At 72.8% G+C, this 19071-nt stretch carries 19 protein-coding genes; 8 read left to right on the forward strand and 11 right to left on the reverse strand.

Annotated features, from left to right (window positions below; genetic code table 11):
- Positions 1-139: 139 nt before the first annotated feature.
- Together tgmA and IQ279_RS27730 are read left to right on the forward strand one after the other, a co-directional pair.
- Complete coding sequence (gene tgmA, locus IQ279_RS04115) at positions 140-415, forward strand: putative ATP-grasp-modified RiPP (protein ID WP_241027558.1); 276 nt, start codon at positions 140-142, stop codon at positions 413-415.
- An 11-nt stretch (positions 416-426) separates the two neighbouring features.
- The gene (locus IQ279_RS27730) at positions 427-999 is read left to right on the forward strand and encodes an MvdC/MvdD family ATP grasp protein (RefSeq protein ID WP_241027559.1); all 573 of its coding nucleotides are present in this window, start codon (positions 427-429) and stop codon (positions 997-999) included.
- Positions 1000-1104: 105 nt separating this feature from the next.
- Here the strand turns inward: IQ279_RS27730 and IQ279_RS04130 are convergent, their stop codons facing one another.
- Both IQ279_RS04130 and IQ279_RS04135 read right to left on the reverse strand, forming a co-directional pair.
- Positions 1105-3594, reverse strand: a complete 2490-nt coding sequence (locus IQ279_RS04130) for an HAD-IC family P-type ATPase (protein WP_206346901.1) — start codon at positions 3592-3594, stop codon at positions 1105-1107.
- Positions 3595-3717: 123 nt separating this feature from the next.
- The gene (locus IQ279_RS04135; RefSeq protein ID WP_206346902.1) at positions 3718-4041 is read right to left on the reverse strand and encodes a DUF2530 domain-containing protein; all 324 of its coding nucleotides are present in this window, start codon (positions 4039-4041) and stop codon (positions 3718-3720) included.
- Positions 4042-4350: 309 nt separating this feature from the next.
- Between IQ279_RS04135 and IQ279_RS04140 the strand changes: the two genes are divergently transcribed.
- The 6 genes from IQ279_RS04140 (at position 4351) to IQ279_RS04165 (ending at position 10962) form a co-directional block, all read left to right on the forward strand.
- Entirely contained in the window at positions 4351-5841 is a 1491-nt protein-coding gene (locus IQ279_RS04140; protein WP_206346903.1) for an NCS2 family permease, read from the forward strand.
- Positions 5842-6161: 320 nt separating this feature from the next.
- Positions 6162-6599 carry a MarR family winged helix-turn-helix transcriptional regulator gene (locus IQ279_RS04145; protein WP_206346904.1) on the forward strand — a complete coding sequence of 146 codons (438 nt, stop codon included), beginning with the start codon at positions 6162-6164 and terminating at the stop codon, positions 6597-6599.
- Positions 6600-6631: 32 nt separating this feature from the next.
- Positions 6632-8176 (forward strand): MFS transporter, encoded by a 1545-nt coding sequence (locus IQ279_RS04150; protein WP_241027560.1) that lies wholly within the window; start codon positions 6632-6634, stop codon positions 8174-8176.
- A 27-nt stretch (positions 8177-8203) separates the two neighbouring features.
- Positions 8204-8773: an RNA 2',3'-cyclic phosphodiesterase gene (gene thpR / locus IQ279_RS04155; RefSeq protein WP_206346905.1), complete on the forward strand. Its 570-nt coding sequence runs from the start codon at positions 8204-8206 to the stop codon at positions 8771-8773.
- Positions 8774-9318: 545 nt separating this feature from the next.
- Positions 9319-9804, forward strand: a complete 486-nt coding sequence (locus tag IQ279_RS04160; protein WP_307792164.1) for a hypothetical protein — start codon at positions 9319-9321, stop codon at positions 9802-9804.
- A gap of 171 nt (positions 9805-9975) precedes the next feature.
- A complete protein-coding gene (locus IQ279_RS04165) occupies positions 9976-10962 on the forward strand; it encodes an aldo/keto reductase (RefSeq protein WP_206346906.1) in 987 nt (328 codons plus the stop codon).
- A gap of 368 nt (positions 10963-11330) precedes the next feature.
- Here IQ279_RS04165 and IQ279_RS04170 read toward each other — a convergent pair whose 3' ends face one another.
- The 9 genes from IQ279_RS04170 to IQ279_RS04210 form a co-directional block, all read right to left on the reverse strand.
- A complete protein-coding gene (locus tag IQ279_RS04170; protein WP_206346907.1) occupies positions 11331-12671 on the reverse strand; it encodes an APC family permease in 1341 nt (446 codons plus the stop codon).
- Positions 12668-13054, reverse strand: a complete 387-nt coding sequence (locus IQ279_RS04175; RefSeq protein ID WP_206346908.1) for a cupin domain-containing protein — start codon at positions 13052-13054, stop codon at positions 12668-12670. The genes IQ279_RS04170 and IQ279_RS04175 overlap by 4 nt, the downstream gene beginning before the upstream one ends.
- Entirely contained in the window at positions 13051-13845 is a 795-nt protein-coding gene (locus IQ279_RS04180; protein WP_206346909.1) for a YqcI/YcgG family protein, read from the reverse strand. The genes IQ279_RS04175 and IQ279_RS04180 overlap by 4 nt, the downstream gene beginning before the upstream one ends.
- Positions 13846-14323: 478 nt before the next feature.
- Complete coding sequence (locus IQ279_RS04185; RefSeq protein ID WP_206346910.1) at positions 14324-15082, reverse strand: GDSL-type esterase/lipase family protein; 759 nt, start codon at positions 15080-15082, stop codon at positions 14324-14326.
- Positions 15083-15209: 127 nt separating this feature from the next.
- Positions 15210-15383: a hypothetical protein gene (locus IQ279_RS04190; RefSeq protein WP_206346911.1), complete on the reverse strand. Its 174-nt coding sequence runs from the start codon at positions 15381-15383 to the stop codon at positions 15210-15212.
- A 49-nt stretch (positions 15384-15432) separates the two neighbouring features.
- Positions 15433-15942: a hypothetical protein gene (locus IQ279_RS04195; protein ID WP_206346912.1), complete on the reverse strand. Its 510-nt coding sequence runs from the start codon at positions 15940-15942 to the stop codon at positions 15433-15435.
- Positions 15935-17428, reverse strand: a complete 1494-nt coding sequence (locus IQ279_RS04200; protein ID WP_307792169.1) for a phytoene desaturase family protein — start codon at positions 17426-17428, stop codon at positions 15935-15937. The genes IQ279_RS04195 and IQ279_RS04200 overlap by 8 nt, the downstream gene beginning before the upstream one ends.
- On the reverse strand, positions 17425-18216 hold the full coding sequence (locus IQ279_RS04205) for an alpha/beta hydrolase (protein ID WP_206346913.1): 792 nt from the start codon (positions 18214-18216) through the stop codon (positions 17425-17427). The genes IQ279_RS04200 and IQ279_RS04205 overlap by 4 nt, the downstream gene beginning before the upstream one ends.
- Complete coding sequence (locus IQ279_RS04210) at positions 18213-19049, reverse strand: HTTM domain-containing protein (RefSeq protein WP_206346914.1); 837 nt, start codon at positions 19047-19049, stop codon at positions 18213-18215. The genes IQ279_RS04205 and IQ279_RS04210 overlap by 4 nt, the downstream gene beginning before the upstream one ends.
- Positions 19050-19071 lie beyond the last annotated feature (22 nt).

The following is a 19071-nucleotide window of genomic DNA, read 5'->3' on the forward strand; positions in this document are numbered from 1 at the left end:
CTCACCGCGCATTCCCCGCCGCGCACCCTGCTCGCGGGCGTGCTCGGAGGACGTCACCGATCCCCCCGCGACTGATGCATCCGCTCCTGTCGGGCGGAGTTCGCGCGACACCACCGTATGAAGTGACCAAGGAGGAAACTTGCAGACGAACCTCGTAGGTATGAAGGACGTCGCACCGGCCCCGTGGGGGTTGCGCCGTATGGTTCCGCTGCGCAACGGCTCCCCCTCATCACCGTGGCGGTACGCGGGCGTCGACCCGGCCACGCAGACCGGCCGGTGGGTTGGGGAGGGCGGACAGATGACGCCGGCTGAACTCGGCAAGCACGGAACGAGCGTGAACACCTACCCGCCCACGCAGGTCAGCAAGGACGGGAAGCAGGACTCCGACTCCGGCCACGACGCGACGCAGGACTGAGGGGGAGTGTCATGGACGGACGCCCGGTGCTGGTCTGCACGGAGTCCGAGGACGCGACCGCTGACCTGGTCATCACGGAACTGAACCGGCGCCGGGTGCCCGTCATCCGGTTCGACCCGGGGCGCGACTTCCCGACGCCCGTGGTGCTCGCCGCGCGCATCGGGGCCGGGGGCGCCGCCCGGGCGGAGTCCGGCGGAGGATGGGCCGGGCGGCTGACATTCGGGAAGCGTACGGCCGACCTCTCCGCGGTGCGCGCCCTGTACCACCGTCGGCCGACTCCCTGTCCGACGGGCAGCGGCGAGCGGACGGCCCGGTTCGTCGCGCAGTTCGCCGCGCCTCGCGCACAGCGGCTCGTGCTGGAACGCGACGGCCGGACGGAACACGTCGTGATCGACGTGGAGGCCGGGGCGTGGGCGGTCCTCTTCCGTGACGGCGCGCGGTGGATGGTGCGGCAGAGCGGCGCGGTCCGCCTGTGGGACGAGATCACCGGGTGCCTTGCCCGGTGGCAGGCGGACGGATGCCCGCCGGCCGACCGTATGCGGCTGCATGTGGGCCCCGGCGGACAGCGCCTCACCTGGGGGTGATCGCGGGCTGATGCCACACGCTGCCCTGTCCTTCCGCCGTGGGGAACGGCGGAAGGACAGGGCTTTTCCCGCTGTACGCCTGTGCCCGGGCCGCCGGGCCGCGGGTCAGTCCGGGAAGCGGCGGCCGATCCAGCGCCAGGCGACCTCCAGGAGGGCCGCCGAGGCGGCGGCGACGCCGACGGCCGTCCACGGCATCACCGTGCCGACCAGGCGGAGGGCGAAGAAGTCCTGGAGGAACGGGGTGACCTGGACGACCACGAAGGCCGAGGCCATGGTGAGGACCAGGGCGATCCGCCACCAGGTGTAGGGGCGGGCGACGATCGCCAGCACCCACAGCGCCACCAGGAACAGCGTCAGCGTCGCCGCGCTGGTCTCGGCCTCCAGCGCGTCCGGGCCGGTGTAGTGGTGGCGGGCCAGCAGGTAGACGGTGAAGGTGGCGGTCGCGGCGACGACGCCGGAGGGGACCGCGTACCGCATCACGCGCCGTACGAAGTGGGGGCGGGCGCGTTCCCTGTTGGGGGCCAGGGCCAGGAAGAAGGCCGGGATGCCGATGGTCAGGCCGCCCAGCAGGGTCAGATGGCGCGGCAGGAATGGGTAGGGCACCTGGGAGACGATGACCAGCAGGGCCAGCAGCACCGAGTAGACGGTCTTGGTGAGGAAGAGGTTGGCGACGCGCTCGATGTTGCCGATGACCCGCCGCCCCTCGGCGACGACCGACGGCAGGGTGGCGAAGGAGTTGTTGAGCAGCACGATCTGGGCGACGGCCTTGGTGGCCTCCGAGCCCGAGCCCATCGAGACGCCGATGTCGGCGTCCTTCAGGGCCAGTACGTCGTTGACGCCGTCGCCGGTCATGGCGACGGTGTGGCCGCGCGACTGGAGGGCGCCGACCATGTCGCGCTTCTGCTGCGGGGTGACGCGGCCGAAGACCGTGCCGTCCTCCAGTGCCGCCGCCAGTTCCTCGCGGCCTTCCGGGAGGGTGCGGGCGTCGACGGTGGAGTCGGCGCCGGGCAGGCCGAGCTTGGCGGCGACGGCGCCGACGGAGACGGCGTTGTCGCCGGAGATGACCTTCGCCGAGACGTCCTGTTCGGCGAAGTAGCGCAGGGTGTCGGTGGCTTCGGGACGCAGCCGCTGCTCCAGCACGACCAGGGCCGTGGGCTCGGTGGAGGTGGGGTCGGTGGCGAGGGCGGGGTCGTCCAGGGCGCGGGAGGTGCGGGCCAGCAGCAGTACGCGCAGGCCCTGCCGGTTGAGGCGGTCGGTCTCGGCGAGGGCCGGGGAGCCGGGGGCGAGCAGGACGTCGGGGGCGCCCAGCAGCCAGGTGCCCGTCTCGCCGCCGGGCTCGGTGAGGGCCGCGCCGCTGTACTTGCGGGCGGAGGAGAAGGGGAGGGTACCGGTGCACGTCCAGCCGTCCGCCCCGGCGGCGGGGTGGGCGTCGGCGATGGCCTTCAGGCTGGCGTTGGGGCGGGGGTCGCTGCCGCCGAGCGCGGCCAGCACCTGCCGTACGCGGGCGGGGTCGGCGCCGTCCAGCGAGCGGACCTCGGCCACGTCCATGCCGCCCTCGGTGAGGGTGCCGGTCTTGTCCAGGCAGACGGTGTCCACGCGGGCCAGGCCCTCGATGGCGGGCAGTTCCTGCACCAGGCACTGCTTGCGTCCCAGCCGGATGACGCCGATGGCGAAGGCGATGGAGGTCAGCAGCACCAGGCCCTCGGGGACCATCGGCACGATGCCGCCGACCATACGGCGGATCGCCTCGTCGGCGCTGTGGTCCTCCACCAGGAGCTGGCTGAGGACCAGGCCGATCGCCGCAGGAACGATCATCCAGGTGATGTACTTGAGGATCTGGCTGATGCCGCTGCGCAGTTCGGAGTGGACGAGGGTGAAGCGGGAGGCCTCCTCGGCCAGCTGGGCGGCGTACGCCTCGCGCCCGACCCTGGTGGTGGTGAAGGCACCGCCGCCGGCGACGACGAAGCTGCCGGACATCACGGTGTCGCCGGGCCGCTTGTGGACGGGGTCGGCCTCGCCGGTCAGCAGGGACTCGTCCACCTCCAGGCCGTCGGACTCGGTGACGGTGCCGTCCACGACCACCTTGTCGCCGGGGCCCAGCTCGACCAGGTCGCCCAGGACGATCTCGTTGGTGCGCACCTCGGTGGCGGCGCCGTCGCGGCGGACGGTCGGCCTGGACTCGCCGATGACGGCCAGGTTGTCCAGCGTCCGCTTGGCGCGCAGCTCCTGGACGATGCCGATGAGGGTGTTGGCGAGGATGACGAAGCCGAACAGGCCGTCCTGAATGGGGCCGACGACCAGGATGATCGCGAAGAGGACGCCGATGATGGCGTTGAAACGGGTGAAGACGTTGGCGCGGACGATGTCGGCCGTGGAGCGGGAGGACCGCACGGGGACGTCGTTGACCTGGCCGCGGGCTGTGCGTTCGGCGACCTCGGCGGTGGTGAGGCCCGGAGACCGGGTGGCGGGGGTGTCCGCGGCCGGGTTCGCCGCCGTGTCCGCGCCCGTGCGGGGGGAGGGTACGGCGAGCGCCGTGCCCTCGTGCGGCTCCGGGGCGCCCCGGTCGCCTCGTACTGTCTCAGCCCGTTCCGTCATGCCCCAGACACTACGAGGCGAACACGCCTTCGCGCGCGGTCCGCGGCCCGAGTACGGGTGTGATGGGGGAGAAATCGGGGAATGACATACGGCTTGCGCCGGGGCGGAGCGCCCGGCCGCGGGTCACTCGGCGGGCGCGGGGCCCTCCGGGGCGGGGCCTGCGCCCGCGCCGGGGTCCGGCCCGGTCTCCCGCGCGAGGCGCTCGCGGCGCAGCGCCGCCTCGCGGCGGCGGACGAGCCAGATGCCGTAGAGGCCCAGGACGCCGCCCGCCAGGCAGGTCCACAGCCACCAGGTGCGGTCGTGGTCGTCGAACCAGCCGTAGAAGGGGAGCTGGACCAGGAAGAGCGTGAACCAGATGACCGTGCCGCCCACGACGGTGGCGACGACGTTGCCCTCCAGGGGTGCGGGCGCCTCACGGTCGTCGCCGATCCACCTGCTCAAGCCCATAGTCCGGCCCTCTCGCTTCCCTGTCGCCCCGTCGCACGTCCGTGGCGCGGCGTTCCGCACCAGCGTAACGAGGGGGGGTGGCCGGGGCCGACCCGGGAGCGGCGTCCGGGTGGGGGCGGGGGCCGGGAGCGCGCGGGAGGGAAGGGGTGAGGGGGTGTGGGGAGCGTCACGGCCGCGCCCGGGGAATGGCCCCGCCCGCGGATGGCCTTTTCAACTGTGGTGCGTTCATACTGAAAGCACCCTGGATTGGCTGGTTCCCATTGGAGGAACCTCCGAAACCGTCCCCGAACCGCCCAGTGAAGGTCACGCATGCCCGCTCCGGCCACCGACACCCCGGCCACGCCAGACACCCCCGGTACCCCTGGGAGCGAAACCGGATCCCAGTCGCCCGGGAGCGGCCTCGACCGCTTCTTCAAGATCTCCGAGCGAGGCTCCAGCGTGGGCCGCGAGCTGCGCGGCGGGCTGGCCACCTTCTTCGCGATGGCCTACATCATCGTGCTGAACCCGATCATCCTGGGCGCGGGCACGGACAAGTTCGGCCAGCAGCTCGACAACGCCCAGCTCGTCACCGCCACCGCGCTGATGGCCGGACTCACCACCATCCTGATGGGCGTCATCGGCAACGTGCCCATCGCGCTGGCCGCCGGGCTGGGCATCAACGCCGTGGTCTCCCTCCAGCTCGCGCCGCAGATGAGCTGGCCTGACGCCATGGGCATGGTGGTCCTGGCCGGGCTGGTGCTGATGCTGCTGGTCGCCTCCGGACTGCGCGAGCGCGTCATGGACGCCATACCCGGCGGGCTGCGCCGGGCCATCGCCATCGGCATCGGCCTGTTCATCACCCTCATCGGCCTGGTGGACTCCGGCTTCGTCACCCGCAACCCCGACGCCGCGCACACCACCGTGCCGCTCGGCCTCGGGCAGGGAGGCCACCTGACCGGCTGGCCGGTGCTCGTCTTCATCCTCGGCCTGGCCCTGACCTTCGTCCTGGTCATCAGGAGGACCAAGGGCGCGATCCTGATCAGCATCGTCGCGATGACCGTGGTCGCCGTGGTGATCAACGCGGTCGCCGACATCCCCGACGCGGCCTGGGGTCTGGCCGTGCCGGGCGTGCCCGAGAGCATCGTCAGCACCCCGGACTTCGGCCTGATCGGCGAGGTCAGCCTCTTCGGCGGCTTCGCCGAGGTCGGCGTGCTGACCGGCTCGCTGTTCGTCTTCACCGTGCTGCTGTCCGGCTTCTTCGACGCGATGGGCACCATCATCGGCGTCGGCCACGAGGCCAAGCTGACCGACGAGCAGGGCCGGCTGCCCGGCATGGGCCGCATCCTGATGACGGACGGCGTCGCGGTGGCGGGCGGCGGTTTCGGCTCCTGCTCGGCCAACACCTGCTTCGTGGAGTCCACCGCCGGTGTCGGCGAGGGCGCCCGCACGGGCCTGGCCAACATCATGACCGGCGCGCTGTTCCTGCTGGCCCTGGTCTTCACGCCGCTGGCCACCGTGGTGCCCTCGCACGCCGCGACCCCGGCGCTGGTCGTGGTCGGTTTCCTGATCATGGCCTCGAACGTGCGGGAGATCGACTGGAGCGACCAGACCGTGGCCGTCCCGGCGTTCCTGACGCTGATCTCCATGCCGTTCACCTACAGCATCACCAATGGCATCGGCATCGGCGTGCTCTCCTACATCCTGCTGCGCACCGCCACCGGGCGCTTCCGCGAGATCCCGTGGCTGCTGAACGCCGTGGGCGCCTGCTTCCTGGTCTACTTCCTGCTGGACCCGATCCAGCAGGTGCTGGGAATCGGGTGACCGGGGGCCGCGGTCGGGGCCGGGGTCGGCTGACCGGCTGACCGGCTGACCGGAACCAGGTGAACGCGCCGCCGGGCGATCCGCCCGGCGGCGCGTTCGCGCGTGCCGGGGGCTTCACGCGGAGCCGTTCGGGCAGCGCACCGTCCATCCGTAGGCTTGGCACCTTCGTTTCCGCGGACTCCATGGGGACACGGCCGCGGGGTAGGCGGGGGAGGGCGTCGGCTTTTCGTGCTGACTCACTCGTACGGGTGAGGAAAGACACCCCTCGCGCCCCTCCTCGGACTGTTCCTTAGGAGAAGTAATGAGTTAGGCTAACGAATATGCCGGATCTGTCCCGGGGTGAGGACGCCGAAGCCGTCAGCGCCCTACGTTCCGCCACGATGCGCCTGGCGCGCCGCCTCAAGCACCAGCGCGTCGACGAGTCGCTGAGCCCGGCCGAGATGTCGGTCCTCGGCACCCTCGCGCGCTGCGGCTCCGCCACGCCCGGCGAGCTGGCGCGCAAGGAGCACGTGCAGCCGCCGTCGATGACCCGCATCGTGGCCATGCTGGAGGCCAAGGGGCTCGTCCGGCTGGAACCGCACAGGGAGGACCGCCGCCAGAAGGTGGTCACCCAGACCGAGCGGGCCGAGGCGATGCTCGCCGCGAGCCGCACCAAGCGCGACGCCTGGCTCGCCGAACTCGCCGGCCGGCTCGACGAGGACGAGTGGGCGCGGCTGCGCGCCGCGGCCCCCGTACTGGAGAAGCTCGCGCAACTGTAAGAAGGAGTAGCGCCACGAGGAGGCGAAACCGATTGAGTCCGGGACCCGGAGCAGACTCCGCACCCGCACCCGCACCCGACGAGAACACCGAAACCCCCGAGGCGGCGAAGGCCGCCAAGCCCTCGACGTTCAGCTCGTTGCGAATCCGCAACTACCGGCTGTTCGCCGCGGGGCAGCTCGTCTCCAACACCGGCACCTGGATGCAGCGCATCGCCCAGGACTGGCTGGTCCTCAGCCTCACCGGCTCCGCGACGGCCGTCGGCATCACCACGGCCCTGCAGTTCCTCCCCATGATGCTGCTGGGGCTCTACGGCGGCGTCATCGCCGACCGCTACCCCAAGCGCAGGCTGCTGCTGATCACCCAGACGGCGATGGGCCTGACCGGACTCGCCCTCGCCGCGCTGACCCTCAGCGGCCACGTCCACGTCTGGCACGTCTACGCCCTCGCCCTCGTCCTGGGACTGGCGACGGTCGTGGACAACCCCGCCCGCCAGACCTTCGTCTCGGAGATGGTCGGCCCCGACCAGCTCGCCAACGCCGTCTCCCTCAACGGCGCCAACTTCCAGTCCGCCCGCCTGGTCGGCCCGGCCGTCGCCGGTGTGCTGATCACGGCCGTGGGCAGCGGCTGGGCGTTCCTGCTGAACGGGCTGTCCTTCATCGCGCCGATCACCGGCCTGCTGATGATGCGCACCGCCGAACTGCACGTCATCGAGCGCGTCCCGCGCGCCGGGGGCCAGCTCCGCGAGGGCCTGCGGTACGTCGCGAGCCGGCCGGAGCTGATCTGGCCGATCACGCTGGTCGGCTTCGTCGGCACCTTCGCCTACAACTTCCCCATCTGGCTCACCGCCTTCACCGACAAGGTCTTCGACGAGGGCGCGGGCACCTACGGCCTGCTCAACAGCCTGATGGCCGTCGGCTCGGTCGTCGGCGCGCTGCTGGCGGCCCGGCGCGGTGTGAGCCGGATGCGGGTGATGGTCGGTGCCGCGCTGCTCTTCGGCGTGCTGGAGATGACCGCCGCCCTCTCCCCGTCGTTCTGGGTCTTCGCCTTGCTGATGGCGCCCATCGGCGCGGTGGGCCTGACCTTCAACGTCACCGCCAACTCCACCGTCCAGCTCGCCTCCGACCCGGCGATGCGCGGCCGGGTGATGAGCCTGTACATGATGGTGTTCATGGGCGGCACCCCGCTCGGCGCTCCGCTGATGGGCTGGATCACCGACACCTACGGCGCCCGTATCGGCTTCCTGGCCGGCGGCCTGGTCTCGGCCGCGGCCGCCGTCGCCACCGCCCTGGTGCTGGCCAGGATCGGCGGGCTGCGGCCGCGGGTGGGTCTGCGCCGCGGCCGCCGGGGCCTGACGTTCGTCCCGGTGGCACGGGGTGTGCGGGCGGCCGGCGCGGCCGGAGCGGCGAGCGCGGAAGGGCCGGAGAGCATAGCGGGGGACGGCCCGGCCCCGCAGGACCGCACCCCGGTCTCCCCGCGCCGGACCGTCCCCGCCGCCGCCCCGGCCGCCGCCCCGCCCAGCGCCCCCGCCACCGGGCCGGGCGAGGAGCGGGACCACCGCAGGGACGTGCTCGCGTGAGCGGCCCGCTCACGTGAGACTCTCCCCATGAGGCTTTTCACCGCCGTGCTGCCGCCGCCCCTCGCCGTCGCGGAACTCGGCGAGGAGGTGGAGCGGCTGCGGGGACTGCCCGGCGCGGACCGGCTGCGCTGGGCCCTCCCCGAGGGCTGGCACTTCACACTCGCCTTCCTGGGCGAGGTGGACGACGACCTCCTGCCCGCGCTGTGCGAGCGCCTGGAGCGCGCCGCCCACCGCCACCACCCCTTCGAGGTGCGGCTGGCCGGGGGCGGCCGGTTCGGCGACCGGGTCCTGTGGGCCGGGGTGGACGAAGGCCGGGAACCGCTGCGGCGGCTGGCCGGCTCCGTCACCGCGGGCGTCAACCGGGCCGGAGTGCCCACCGACGACCGCCCCTACAAGCCGCATCTGACCCTGGCCCGTGCCGGCCGCCGCGGGCCGGGCCCGGACCTGCGCCCCCTGGCGGCCGCCCTGGAGGGCTTCACGGGAAGCCCCTGGCGGGCGGAGGAGCTGACCCTCGTACGCAGCCGGCTGCCCCGCTCCGGGATCCCCGGGGAGCACCCCCGCTACGAGACGCTGGCAGCCTGGCCGCTGGGCCGCTGACGAGCCGCTGGGGCCCGCCGACAACCCCCTCGGCAGCCCCCCGACGGGCCGCCGGCCGGGCGGGCTACCGTTGGGGCGTGGACCCGAAGACCCGTACCCGCATCGTCAGCGGGGCCCTGGTGCTCATGCTCGCCGTGGTGATGCTGGCGGCCCTCATCGGCTGAGAGAGCCATCGGGACCGTCCCCCCGGGCTCCCTTCTCGTCCCTTCTCGCCCCTCCCGTCCGGTGTCCCACCGGGGCGCCCCCGTGCCGCTTCCGCCCTCCGCCGCGACCCCGAGCAGGGCGGACCTGCTGGGGGCGGAAAACAAGGACCCTGTAATTAAGTATATTTAAAATACTTTTATTAGAGGGTAATCGGTCATTTTTCACGGTGCCGGAACGGCCGCATTCGCGGTTTCGGTCAAGGGGAAACATTTTTTCCGGTGATTCCTCGATGTCCTGTTCTTTTCCCGCTCGGAAGGAGGGAGGTTCGGCCCTTCGGGATCCGGGGATTTCGAATCTCGGGTGCTTCGCTTCGAGGCGCTCACCGCATCTAGGAGGTTTTCGTGAGCAAGAGCTTCAGCCGTCTGGCCCTCGCCGTCACATCGGCCGTGCTGATGGTCGGCGGAGCCACCGCCGGCGCCGTCGCGGCCCCCGCTCCCGCCGCGCAGCAGCAGGCGCGGACGGTTCAGGTGCCGGGTGAGTTCGGAGTGACGGCCGACGCGCACTTCGACAAGGGGACGAAGATCTGCAGGAACCAGGCACTGACCTCGGGTAACGGGAGGGCCGTGCTGAGGGTGCAGGAGGACGGCAACTTCGTCCTCTACAAGGACGGCCGTCCGGTGTGGCAGGCGCCGAACGCCTGGCCCAACGGAAACTGTGCCGTCTTCCAGGAGGACGGCAACTTCGTCCTCTACAACGCAGGCGGCAGCCCGCTGTGGCACTCCAGCACCTGGAACCGGGGCGAGACCCTCGCGGTCCAGGACGACGGCAACGTCGTCATCTACAACCGCAACGGCGCGCCGGTGTGGGCGACGAACACCGGAGACTGAGCCATCTGGACCGCCCGCCTCACCGCCGGGCTCCGGCCCGGTGGTGAGGCGGGCGCGCGGGGCTGCGTGGAGCTTCCGGGGGCACAGGAGCGGAGGCCCGGCGCGGGCGCAAAGCGGCTCGTGCCGCTTTGCGCTTGCCTGGAGCGGCCTCGAAGCAGTTGGCTTGTGGTCATGAAGTACACGCAGCTCGGACGCACCGGTCTCAAGGTCAGCCGCCTCGTCCTCGGCACGATGAACTTCGGTCCGCAGACCGAGGAGGCCGACAGCCACGCCATCATGGACGCCGCTCTCGACGCGGGTCTGAACTTTGTGGACACGGCCAATGTCTACGGGTGGGGCGAGAACAAGGGCCGCACCGAGGAGATCATCGGCAACTGGTTCGCCAAGGGCGGCGACCGCCGCGACAAGGTGGTCCTCGCCACCAAGGTCTACGGCAACATGGCAGCCACGGACGGCGACGTCTGGCCCAACCACGACAAGCTGTCCGCGGTGAACATCCGCCGCGCCGTCGACGCCAGCCTGAAGCGGCTGCGCACCGACCACATCGACCTGTACCAGTTCCACCACGTCGACCGGAACACGCCGTGGGAGGAGATCTGGCAGGCGATGGACGTCCTGGTCCAGCAGGGCAAGATTCTGTACGTCGGGTCGTCCAATTTCGCGGGCTGGCACATCGCGCGGGCCAACGAGACCGCCGCCCGCACCGGCCGCCTCGGCCTGGTCAGCGAGCAGTGCAAGTACAGCCTCGTCGAGCGCCGCGCCGAGATGGAGGTCATCCCGGCGGCGCGCGGCTACGGCCTCGGCGTCATCCCATGGTCCCCGCTGGGCGGGGGGCTGCTGGGCGGAGTGCTCCGCAAGGAGCGGGAGAACCCCGAGCGCCGCTCGTCGCAGGCGCTGGCGAACAACCCCGGACTGCGCGACCGGGTCCAAGCGTACGAGGACCTGTTGGACAAGCATGGTCTGGAGCCCGGCGAGGTGGCCCTGGCCTGGCATCTGGCCCAGCCCGGCGTCACCGGCCCGATCATCGGCCCGCGCACGCGCGAGCAGCTCGACTCGGCGCTGCGCGCGGTGGAGCTGGATCTGAGCGAGGAGCTGCTGGCGTCGCTGGACGAGATCTTCCCCGGCCCCGGTCCGTCCCCCGAAGCCTTCGCATGGTGAGGTGACGGGTCTGCGCGAGGGGCCGTCGCCTCCCACTCGCCTTCGAAGCGAGGCGGAGGCGGCGGCCTCGTCGTTTCTGCTCGGGGCTCACAGGAGCGGTAAGCGACAGTGACGCATTGCTGTGCGATCTCACTGTGCGACCTGACGCCAGAATGCCGGTCGGCAGCGGGAGGGGCGAAGAAGGCGACGCCCGCGTCAAGCGCGGTGCGGGCGGAGGTCGGCTCCTGACGGTCCGCACCCGCGTGGCGGGGCCGGGCCGTCAGGGCGCGTCGGCGGCGACGAGTTCGGTGGCGGTGACGCCGGGCCGCGGACGGGCGGGCGGCACCGGGACGGTGCCGCCCGCCTCAGCGGTACGGACGGCACGGCCGTCAGCTTCCCGGCGCGGCCCCCGGCCGCTTCCCGCCCCGCCGCGACAGGATGCGGCCGAGCAGCAGCAGCGCCAGCGCGTATCCGAGCTGGAGCGGGCCGAAGGTCAGTGCCAGCAGCCCCAGCAGCACGGCGATGGCGATTCCGAACGCCCTGGGGGCGCCGGCCTTGAGCCGCGCGTAGACGACCGCGGAGAACAGGTAGAGCAGAAAGAAGTTCTGCCCCGCCACGGTCAGCAGATCCGACAGCGACAGCAGGTCGGACGCCGTCGCCAGCGCCATCAGGCTGAAGACCGCGACGCACACAGCCACCGCGTTGCGCGGGGGTGTGCCGGCCGACCGGCTCAGCCTGGCCAGGGGGCGCGGCAGCAGCCCCTCGCGGGCGCTGGACATCACCAGCCGGGAGGCCGCCCACACCGCGCCCACCAGATTGGCGGCGATGATCACCACGCCCAGCACCGACACCACCCAGGCGAGGCCCGGAGCGGCGGCCGACACCACGGCGTGGATCGGCGAGGAGGCGGCCTTCGGGTCGTCCTCCGCCAGCCGCGTCTGGACCGCCCAGGCCAGCAGGACGTAGAGGGTCGTGACGACGAGGAAGCTGATGACCACCACCCGGGGGAAGTCCCTGCGCGGGTTGGCGTACTCCTCGGTGGTGAAGGAGAGCATCTCCCAGCCGGTGAAGGCGAAGAACACCGCTCCCAGCGCCGCCACGCCCAGCGCGAGCTCCTCCGGCCGGGCCGGCGGCAGGTGCTGCACGGGGTCGCCGCCGGACAAGCCGAGCACCGCCGCCGCGAGCAGTCCGGCCGTCATGAGCAGCGCCAGGACGATCTGGATGCGCGAGGACACCGATCCGCCGATCGCCACCGACAGGCCGGCCAGTGCCAGCAGCCCGATCGCCGCCGCCCAGGCCGGGACTCCGTGCAGACCGGGGATCTGCTGGAAGTAGAAGCCGCCGGTCAGGGCGATGGCCGGGATGCCCAGGCCGAAGGTGCCCAGGAGCATGACCTCCACGCCGGCCGCCCAGGAGCGGCCGAACCCGGCCTGGACGAAGCCCGCGACGCCCCCGGCGCCGGGCAGGTCGGCGCCCAGCCGGGCGAAGACGATCAGCAGCGGGACGGTGACGGCGGCGGCCACGAGCCAGGCGTAGAGGGCGGCCTGGCCGGTCTGGTGGTAGGCGATGCCGGGTGAGACGAGGGCGCCGCTGCCCACCACGATGGTGATGGCCAGCGCCACGGCCCCGGGCAGGCGCAGATGGCCCGCCATCCGGGTGGGAGGCGGGGCGGCCGCGCCCCCGGCGCCGGCCGCCCCGCCCGCGGCCTTCGTGCCGTGCGGACCGGTCACGCCGCGGATTCCCGTGCGACCGGGGCGGGGTGCGGGTGCTCGCCGTCGGCCAGGAACGTGGTCTCGGCCGTACGGCCGTCACGCGGGCGGATCATGTAGACCGCGCCCTGCGGGCCGGCCAGCGAGCCGTGCACGGTACCGGCGGGCAGCGTGATCCAGGTGCCCGCCGGGCAGTCGCGCTCCTGGTAGGAGCCCGCCGCGTCCCAGAAGAGCAGGGCACTGCCCCGCAGTATGAACAGCTCCTCGTCCAGACTGTGGCGGTGCCAGTTGTGGACTTTGCCCGGCTGGTCGTTCTGCAGCTCGAAGCTGCCCTGATGCGGAAGGAGTTCGGTGAGGTCGGCCGGGACGGCGGGGGCCGTGCGGCTGTCGAATCGGGGGCTCATACGGCGGTCTCCCGGGTGTTGTCGGCGGAGTTGCGGGCTGAGTCGTCGGCGTCGTCGGCGTCGTGGGCGTGCTGTGCTCCGTGCCTGACGCGCAGGGGGCAGCGCGTCCCCCGGTCGTGGGGCGTGTTGTCGTCGTCCAGGAAGTACTGGGCCCACTCCAGGTTGCCCGGCTTGCCGTAACTGCCCAGGAGCGGACTGGCGGGGACGTCGTCGTAGGCGGCCAGGCGGCCGCGGATGATGGTACGGGCGTTGCGTCCCTGCCTGGAGTCCTCGGAGATGTCGTCGAAGACGAAGCGGGGCTGGAAGGTGATCGCGAGGTCCTCGAAGTACCGGCTGTTGCGTCTGCGGTGGGCCGGGGTGTTCGCGACGACGAACATCGGCATTCCGGCGAAGCCGAACTCCCACTCGGGGTCCTCGGTGTCCGGCGGGATGTCCGCCGGCCAGGGCGCGGTGTCCAGGTCGTGCACCGCCTGGAGCAGCTCCCACACCAGGGTGCGGAAGCCGTCCACGTCGCGGGCGCGGTCCTCGTCGGTGGTCTCGAAGAACGCCACCAGGGAGGTCCTGCGGCCCAGTTCGGGCGCGAGGGCGACGAAGTCGCCGAGTGCCGCCGCGAGCCGCCGGGCGAGGCCGTCCCCCCGTTCCAGGAAGGAGAAGCGCAGGGTGGCCCTGCGCAGCGCGTCCACACCGAAGACGCACGGGAAGAGGGCGCTCTCGTCGAGCATGCGCTTGCGGAACCGCTCGACCGCGTCCGCCTCCCACGCCTTCTCACGGGGCTGCCGCGGATCGCACACCAGGGGTGTGGTCAGCGGAGGCGCGGATTGCTCGGAAAAGGATATTGGAGCGGAATCGGTCATCTGAATACCCCCTGTTGCGCGTTGACAGGACGGTGCCGCCGGAATCCCGGTGGGGATTCTCCGCCGAAGTGTCGGTGGCGCCGAGATGGTTTCAGTACGGCCATCGGAGGGGGGACTGTTTATTGAGCCAAACATCGTCTTTTTCCAGCCACCCGGGCGGGTGTGCGCGGCCGGGTGAGAGCGCGTCCAAGGAGCTGGACACCGTCGTCACAGGCCCGTGTTCACGGAGGGGTGCCCGGACCCGGCACCTTTTCGGCCGCCGTGAAGTCAGGCATTCCGGAGCTCCGGTGTATTTCCGTCATCATTCCGGAGTCGCGATTTCCCGCCTTTCGCCGCCCGTTGTGGCGGCCCTCCGGGAAGCTCCGGAAAATCCTTCACCGCCGACAGGGAGTTCCGGGGCGAATAGGAGTGGAATTCATTGTTCCACGGTGACCGGCCCGGCTGCGCGGCGGGTGCCGGGCGCACCCGGCTGGACCCCCACCGCGCCCGCGGCGTACGGGCCGCCCACGCCCCACGCCCGGTGCATCGCGTCGGCGAAGGCGGCGGCGATGAGGTGCTCGCCGCAGGCGGTGGGGTGGGTGCCGTCGTAGGTGTCGCGGGCCAGGTCCCAGCCGTGCGGCGGCACGGCCGTCAGCAGCGGCGAGGCGGGGGTGGACAGCTCGGCCGCGGCCCGCGCCAGCAGTCCGTTGAAGCGCTCGCACTCGGCGGCGAAGAAGGCGTCGTGCCGTGCCCGTGTGTTGGGGATCACCGGCAGCAGCACCATCCGCACCCGCGGCTCGGCCAAGCGGGCCTCGGCGACGAAGCGGCGGACGTTGGCGGCGGTGGCGTCGGAGCCGGTGTAGAAGCCGAGGTCGATCAGGCCCAGGAAGACCAGCAGGGTGTCGGCGCGGTGCTCGCGCACCGCACCGCCTATCAGCGGCGCCATGTGCAGCCAGCCCTCGCCCCAGCCGGCGAGATGGCGGCGTGCGGCGGCGGGGAAGGCGGGGTCGGCGTAGTCGTGGGAGACCGGGGCGTCGGCGTCCTTGTCGTACAGCGCGTCACGGGGGCCGACTATCTCGTACGCGGCGCCGTGCGGCCCGCGGGTGCGCTCCAGGTGCCGCCACATGCGGTGGCGCCAGGTGTGCTCACCGGCGCTGCCGATGGTCATGGAGTCGCCGACGAAGAGCACGCGCATCCGCTCATCCTCCCGGAAGGCGGCTCTGACCTGCGACGTGACCCCCGTCACCCGCCGGCCCCCGCCGGCCCCGCCGGCGCCCGCGGGGTGGGCGGGCGCCGGCGGGGCCGGCGTCAGGTACCGGGGGTCAGCCGGCGGCGCGCTCCCCCGACACCACCTGCTGCCTCAGCTCCACCAGCGCGCTCAGGGCGTTGCTGTACATCTGCAGGCTCTTCTCGCTGTGGGTGTCGATCGCGGTGCGGACCTCCTTGAAGGCCTTGGCGATGGTCTCGTCCAGCTCGGCGCGGTCGATGCCGTTCATCTCTCTCCTTCTTTCTCTTCCTTCGGTGACGGCCGCCTCTCGGCGGTGGTCAGCCCCCGTTGACGGGCCACCAGGTGATGTTCTGCCAGGCGGCGCAGTCCTCGGTGTCATCGTTGCCCCGGCACACGGTCAGGTAGCCGCTGGTGGTGGGGCGGTACTGGTGCCGCAGGGCGACGGTGGCGGTGCCGGAGCCGCACACCTCGGCGTACCTGCGGGGCGGGGACGGGGCCAGGTCGTGGGTGTAGCGGATCCACAGCGAGTGGCAGCCCTCGCCGGAGCCGGTCAGCTCGCCCCGGATCACCAGGGTGTGGAAGATCCCGGCGACGCTCGTCTGGACCCACCGCTCGCCGGAGGCGGACGCCGAGCCGTGCCGCACCGACCAGGGGACGCGGGCGGCCGCTGCACCGGCGGTGTCCGCGGCGCCGGCGGTGGTGGCGGTGGTGGTGTCCGCGGCGGTGTTCGCCGCCGTGCTCGTGGCGGCGCCGGCCGCGCCGGGCAGGGTGCCCGCGGCGAGCAGGGCGGTGGCGGCCGTGATCGCGGCCCGGGTGCGTCTACGCATCGGATCGGCTCCTCGCGGTGGTGGGGGACAGGTCGGGCGGGGTGCGCAGGCCGTGGTGGCGGCGGAGCGCGGCCAGCGCGGCGAGATGGCCGCACATGCCGTGCACGGACGGGCCCGGCGGGGTGGCGGCCGAGCACAGGTACACCCCGCGCAGCGGTGTGGCGTACGGGTTCCAGCGCGCGGTGGGGCGGGCGAGGGACTGGCGCAGGGTCATGGCGCCGGCGCCGATGTCGCCGCCGGTGTAGTTGGGGTTGTACCTCTCGTAGTCGGCGGCCGCGATGCCGCGGGAGGCGACGATCGTGTCGGTGAAGCCGGGCGCGTACTCCTCGATGCGGCGGCGCACCAGCTCCACCGGGTCGCGGGTGTCGCCGTTGGGGACGTGGGCGTAGGCCCACACCGGCCGCCGCCCGCCCGCCGCACGCGAGGGGTCGGTGACGGCCGGGTCCACCACCAGCACGAACGGCTCCCCGGTGGGGCGCCCGGCGGCGGTGGCGTTCTCCTGCCGGACGATGTCGTCGCGGGTGCCGCCGAGGTGGACGGTGCCGGCCCGGCCCACCAGCGGGTTGCGCCAGGGGATCGGGGCGGAGACCAGGAAGTCGGCCTTGGCCGCGCCGGGCCCGTAGCGGAAGCGCTCAAGGGCGCGCCGGTAGCGCCCGGGCAGCCGGTGGCCGGCCAGGGCCAGGAACTCCCGGGGGCCGATGTCCAGCAGGACCAGGGGTACGCCGCCCAGTTCGGCCAGGTCGCGCACACGGTGGCCGGTGCGGAAGACGCCGCCGTGCGCGGTGATGTCGGCGGCCATGGCCTCGGCGATGCGGGCGCTGCCGCCCTCGGGCAGCGGCCAGCCGGTGCTGTGGGCGGTGTGGCCCAGCAGCATCGCCACCGCGGCCGAGGCCGGGGAGGGCAGCCGTCCCACCGCGTGGGCGGCGACCCCGGCCAGCAGCGCCTCGGCCTCCTCGGTGGCGAACCGGCCGCCGCGCGCGGTGGCGTGGGCCAGCACCCGGGGGGCCAGCCGCAGCGCGGCGACCGGGTCCGGCGGCAGGGAGCGCTGCCCGGACAGCAGCAGGTCCACCACGCCCCGGCTGCGGCCGGCCAGCGGCGCCATCAGCCTCGTCCAGCGGGGCCCGTCCACGCCCAGGCGCTCGGCGGTGGTCTCCAGGCTGCGCCAGGCCGCCGCCGCCCGCCCCCGGGGCAGCGGATGGGCGTAGGGGATGTCGGGCTGGAGCAGCCGCACCCCCCGGGCGCGCAGGTCGAAGCGGCGGAAGAACGCGGAGGCGGCGGCCATCGGGTGGACGGCCGAGCAGACGTCGTGCGCCACGCCGGAGTCGAACAGCGCCTCGGTGCGCAGGCCGCCGCCGATCGTCTCCTCCTTCTCGTACAGCACCACCCGCAGCCCGGCGCGGGCCAGCGTCACCGCGGCGGCCAGCCCGTTGGGGCCGGTGCCCACGACCGCCGCGTCGGGGGGCGCGCCGCCCAGGGGGTCGGTCACTGTCCGGCCCCCGCCGGGGCGAGCTGCCGGCCGGCCAGCCGCCGGTAGGTCTCGTCGCTCTCCATCAGCTCGGCGTGGGTGCCGCGGGCGCGCAGCCGCCCGCCCTCCAGCCGCAGCTTGCGGTGGTACGGGCTGCCCTCGGCGAAGGAGAACAGGCCCTTCTTGTCGATGAGCAGGCCGGCGCCGAGGACGGCCGACCACGGGCCCAGCTTCATCGTCAGGTTCACGCCCCGGGAGCCCTCCCGCTGGCGGCGGGAGTGCAGCAGCTCGCGCGGGTGGGTGGGGTCCACCAGGACCAGACCGTGCACCCGCCCGGGCGCCGCCGCGGCGGCGCGGTGGACGAGGTAGCCGCCCAGGGAGTGGCCGGCCAGCACGCACGGCCCGCCGCCGAGCAGACGGGCGTCGGCCGCGTCCGCGAGGACCTCCGTCAGATCGCTCACCGGCTCGCTCAGCGAGTAGTCCTCCGGGCAGCGCCGCAGCGAGCCGCGGTACCCGGCCCGGTCGTACAGCAGCACCGTCACATCGGGGCCGAGGTGGTCGGCGACCAGCAGCCACGCGGCGGAGGTGCTCATCAGACCGGCCTCGCACACCACGGCCGGGCCGCCCTCGCGCCCGCGCCGCACGTGGTAGTCGACGATGTTGCCGGTGCCGCAGCGCACCCGGCGTCGCTCGAAACCGCGGTGGCCGGTGCGCGACATGACGGTGGCGTAGTTCTGGTGGGCGAGGCCTGCGGCCAGGCACGCCCCCAGTCCGGCCGCGGTCAGCCGGGTGAAGGACGTCCCCGTCACGACGCCTCCCCGGCGCCCCGGGCCAGCGCCCGTACGGACGGATAGGTGGAGGCGAACGCCCACGCGAACCGGGACAGGCCCATGAAGCGGGCGTTGGCCAGATGGAAGGCGCCCATCACCAGCAGCCCGGCGTCGATGTACCGGCCCTTCCTCAGCAGCAGCAGCGGGAAGCCGCACTCCAGGGCGAGCACGGCGTGGCAGATCGCCCGGGAGGCGGCCGGATACCTGTCGAGCTGCTTGAAGAACCACTCGTCGCCGTAGGTCTGGGTGCGCATGATCTTCACCAGCGCATCACCCGAACGCCAGGCGTCACCGGGCAGTTTGGCCCACCCGGAGGCGCCGTAGGACAGCACGGTCTGGGCGCCGATGAACTGCACCGCGGCGTTGCGGGTGGCGTCGGTACCGCCCGCCCGGCCCAGCGCGGCGGCCGTCTGCACCAGGAACGAGACCTGGTCGGAGCCGTCGGTGCCGAACAGGTGGCGGGGGTAGATCAGCAGCTGGCTGCCGGCCAGATAGGCGTTGGCGAGCATCCGCACCCTGTTGTCGCGCACCGGCGAGATGAGCACCGCCGCCGCCAGGGCGCGGGAACCGTGGAGGGCCTGGGTGACCGGCTCGCGGGCGACGAAGTCCCTGACCTTCTGCATCGCCTTCGTCTTCGCCGGCACCTGGGCCCTGGTGTGGGTCCAGTCGTTCAGGCCGCCCGGCTCCCGGTCGGTCTTGCGCACCATGTACTCGAGGCTGGACAGCAGGTGCGTGGCGGCGGAGAGCCGCTCGGCGGTGGCGAGCGGCCTGGCACACGCCGACTCCGCGGCCCTGCGGAGACGTGACAGCATGATCTGCTCCTGATCGCGCGGC

The organism is Streptomyces verrucosisporus (assembly GCF_017114865.1).
GTDB lineage: Bacteria > Actinomycetota > Actinomycetes > Streptomycetales > Streptomycetaceae > Streptomyces > Streptomyces fenghuangensis.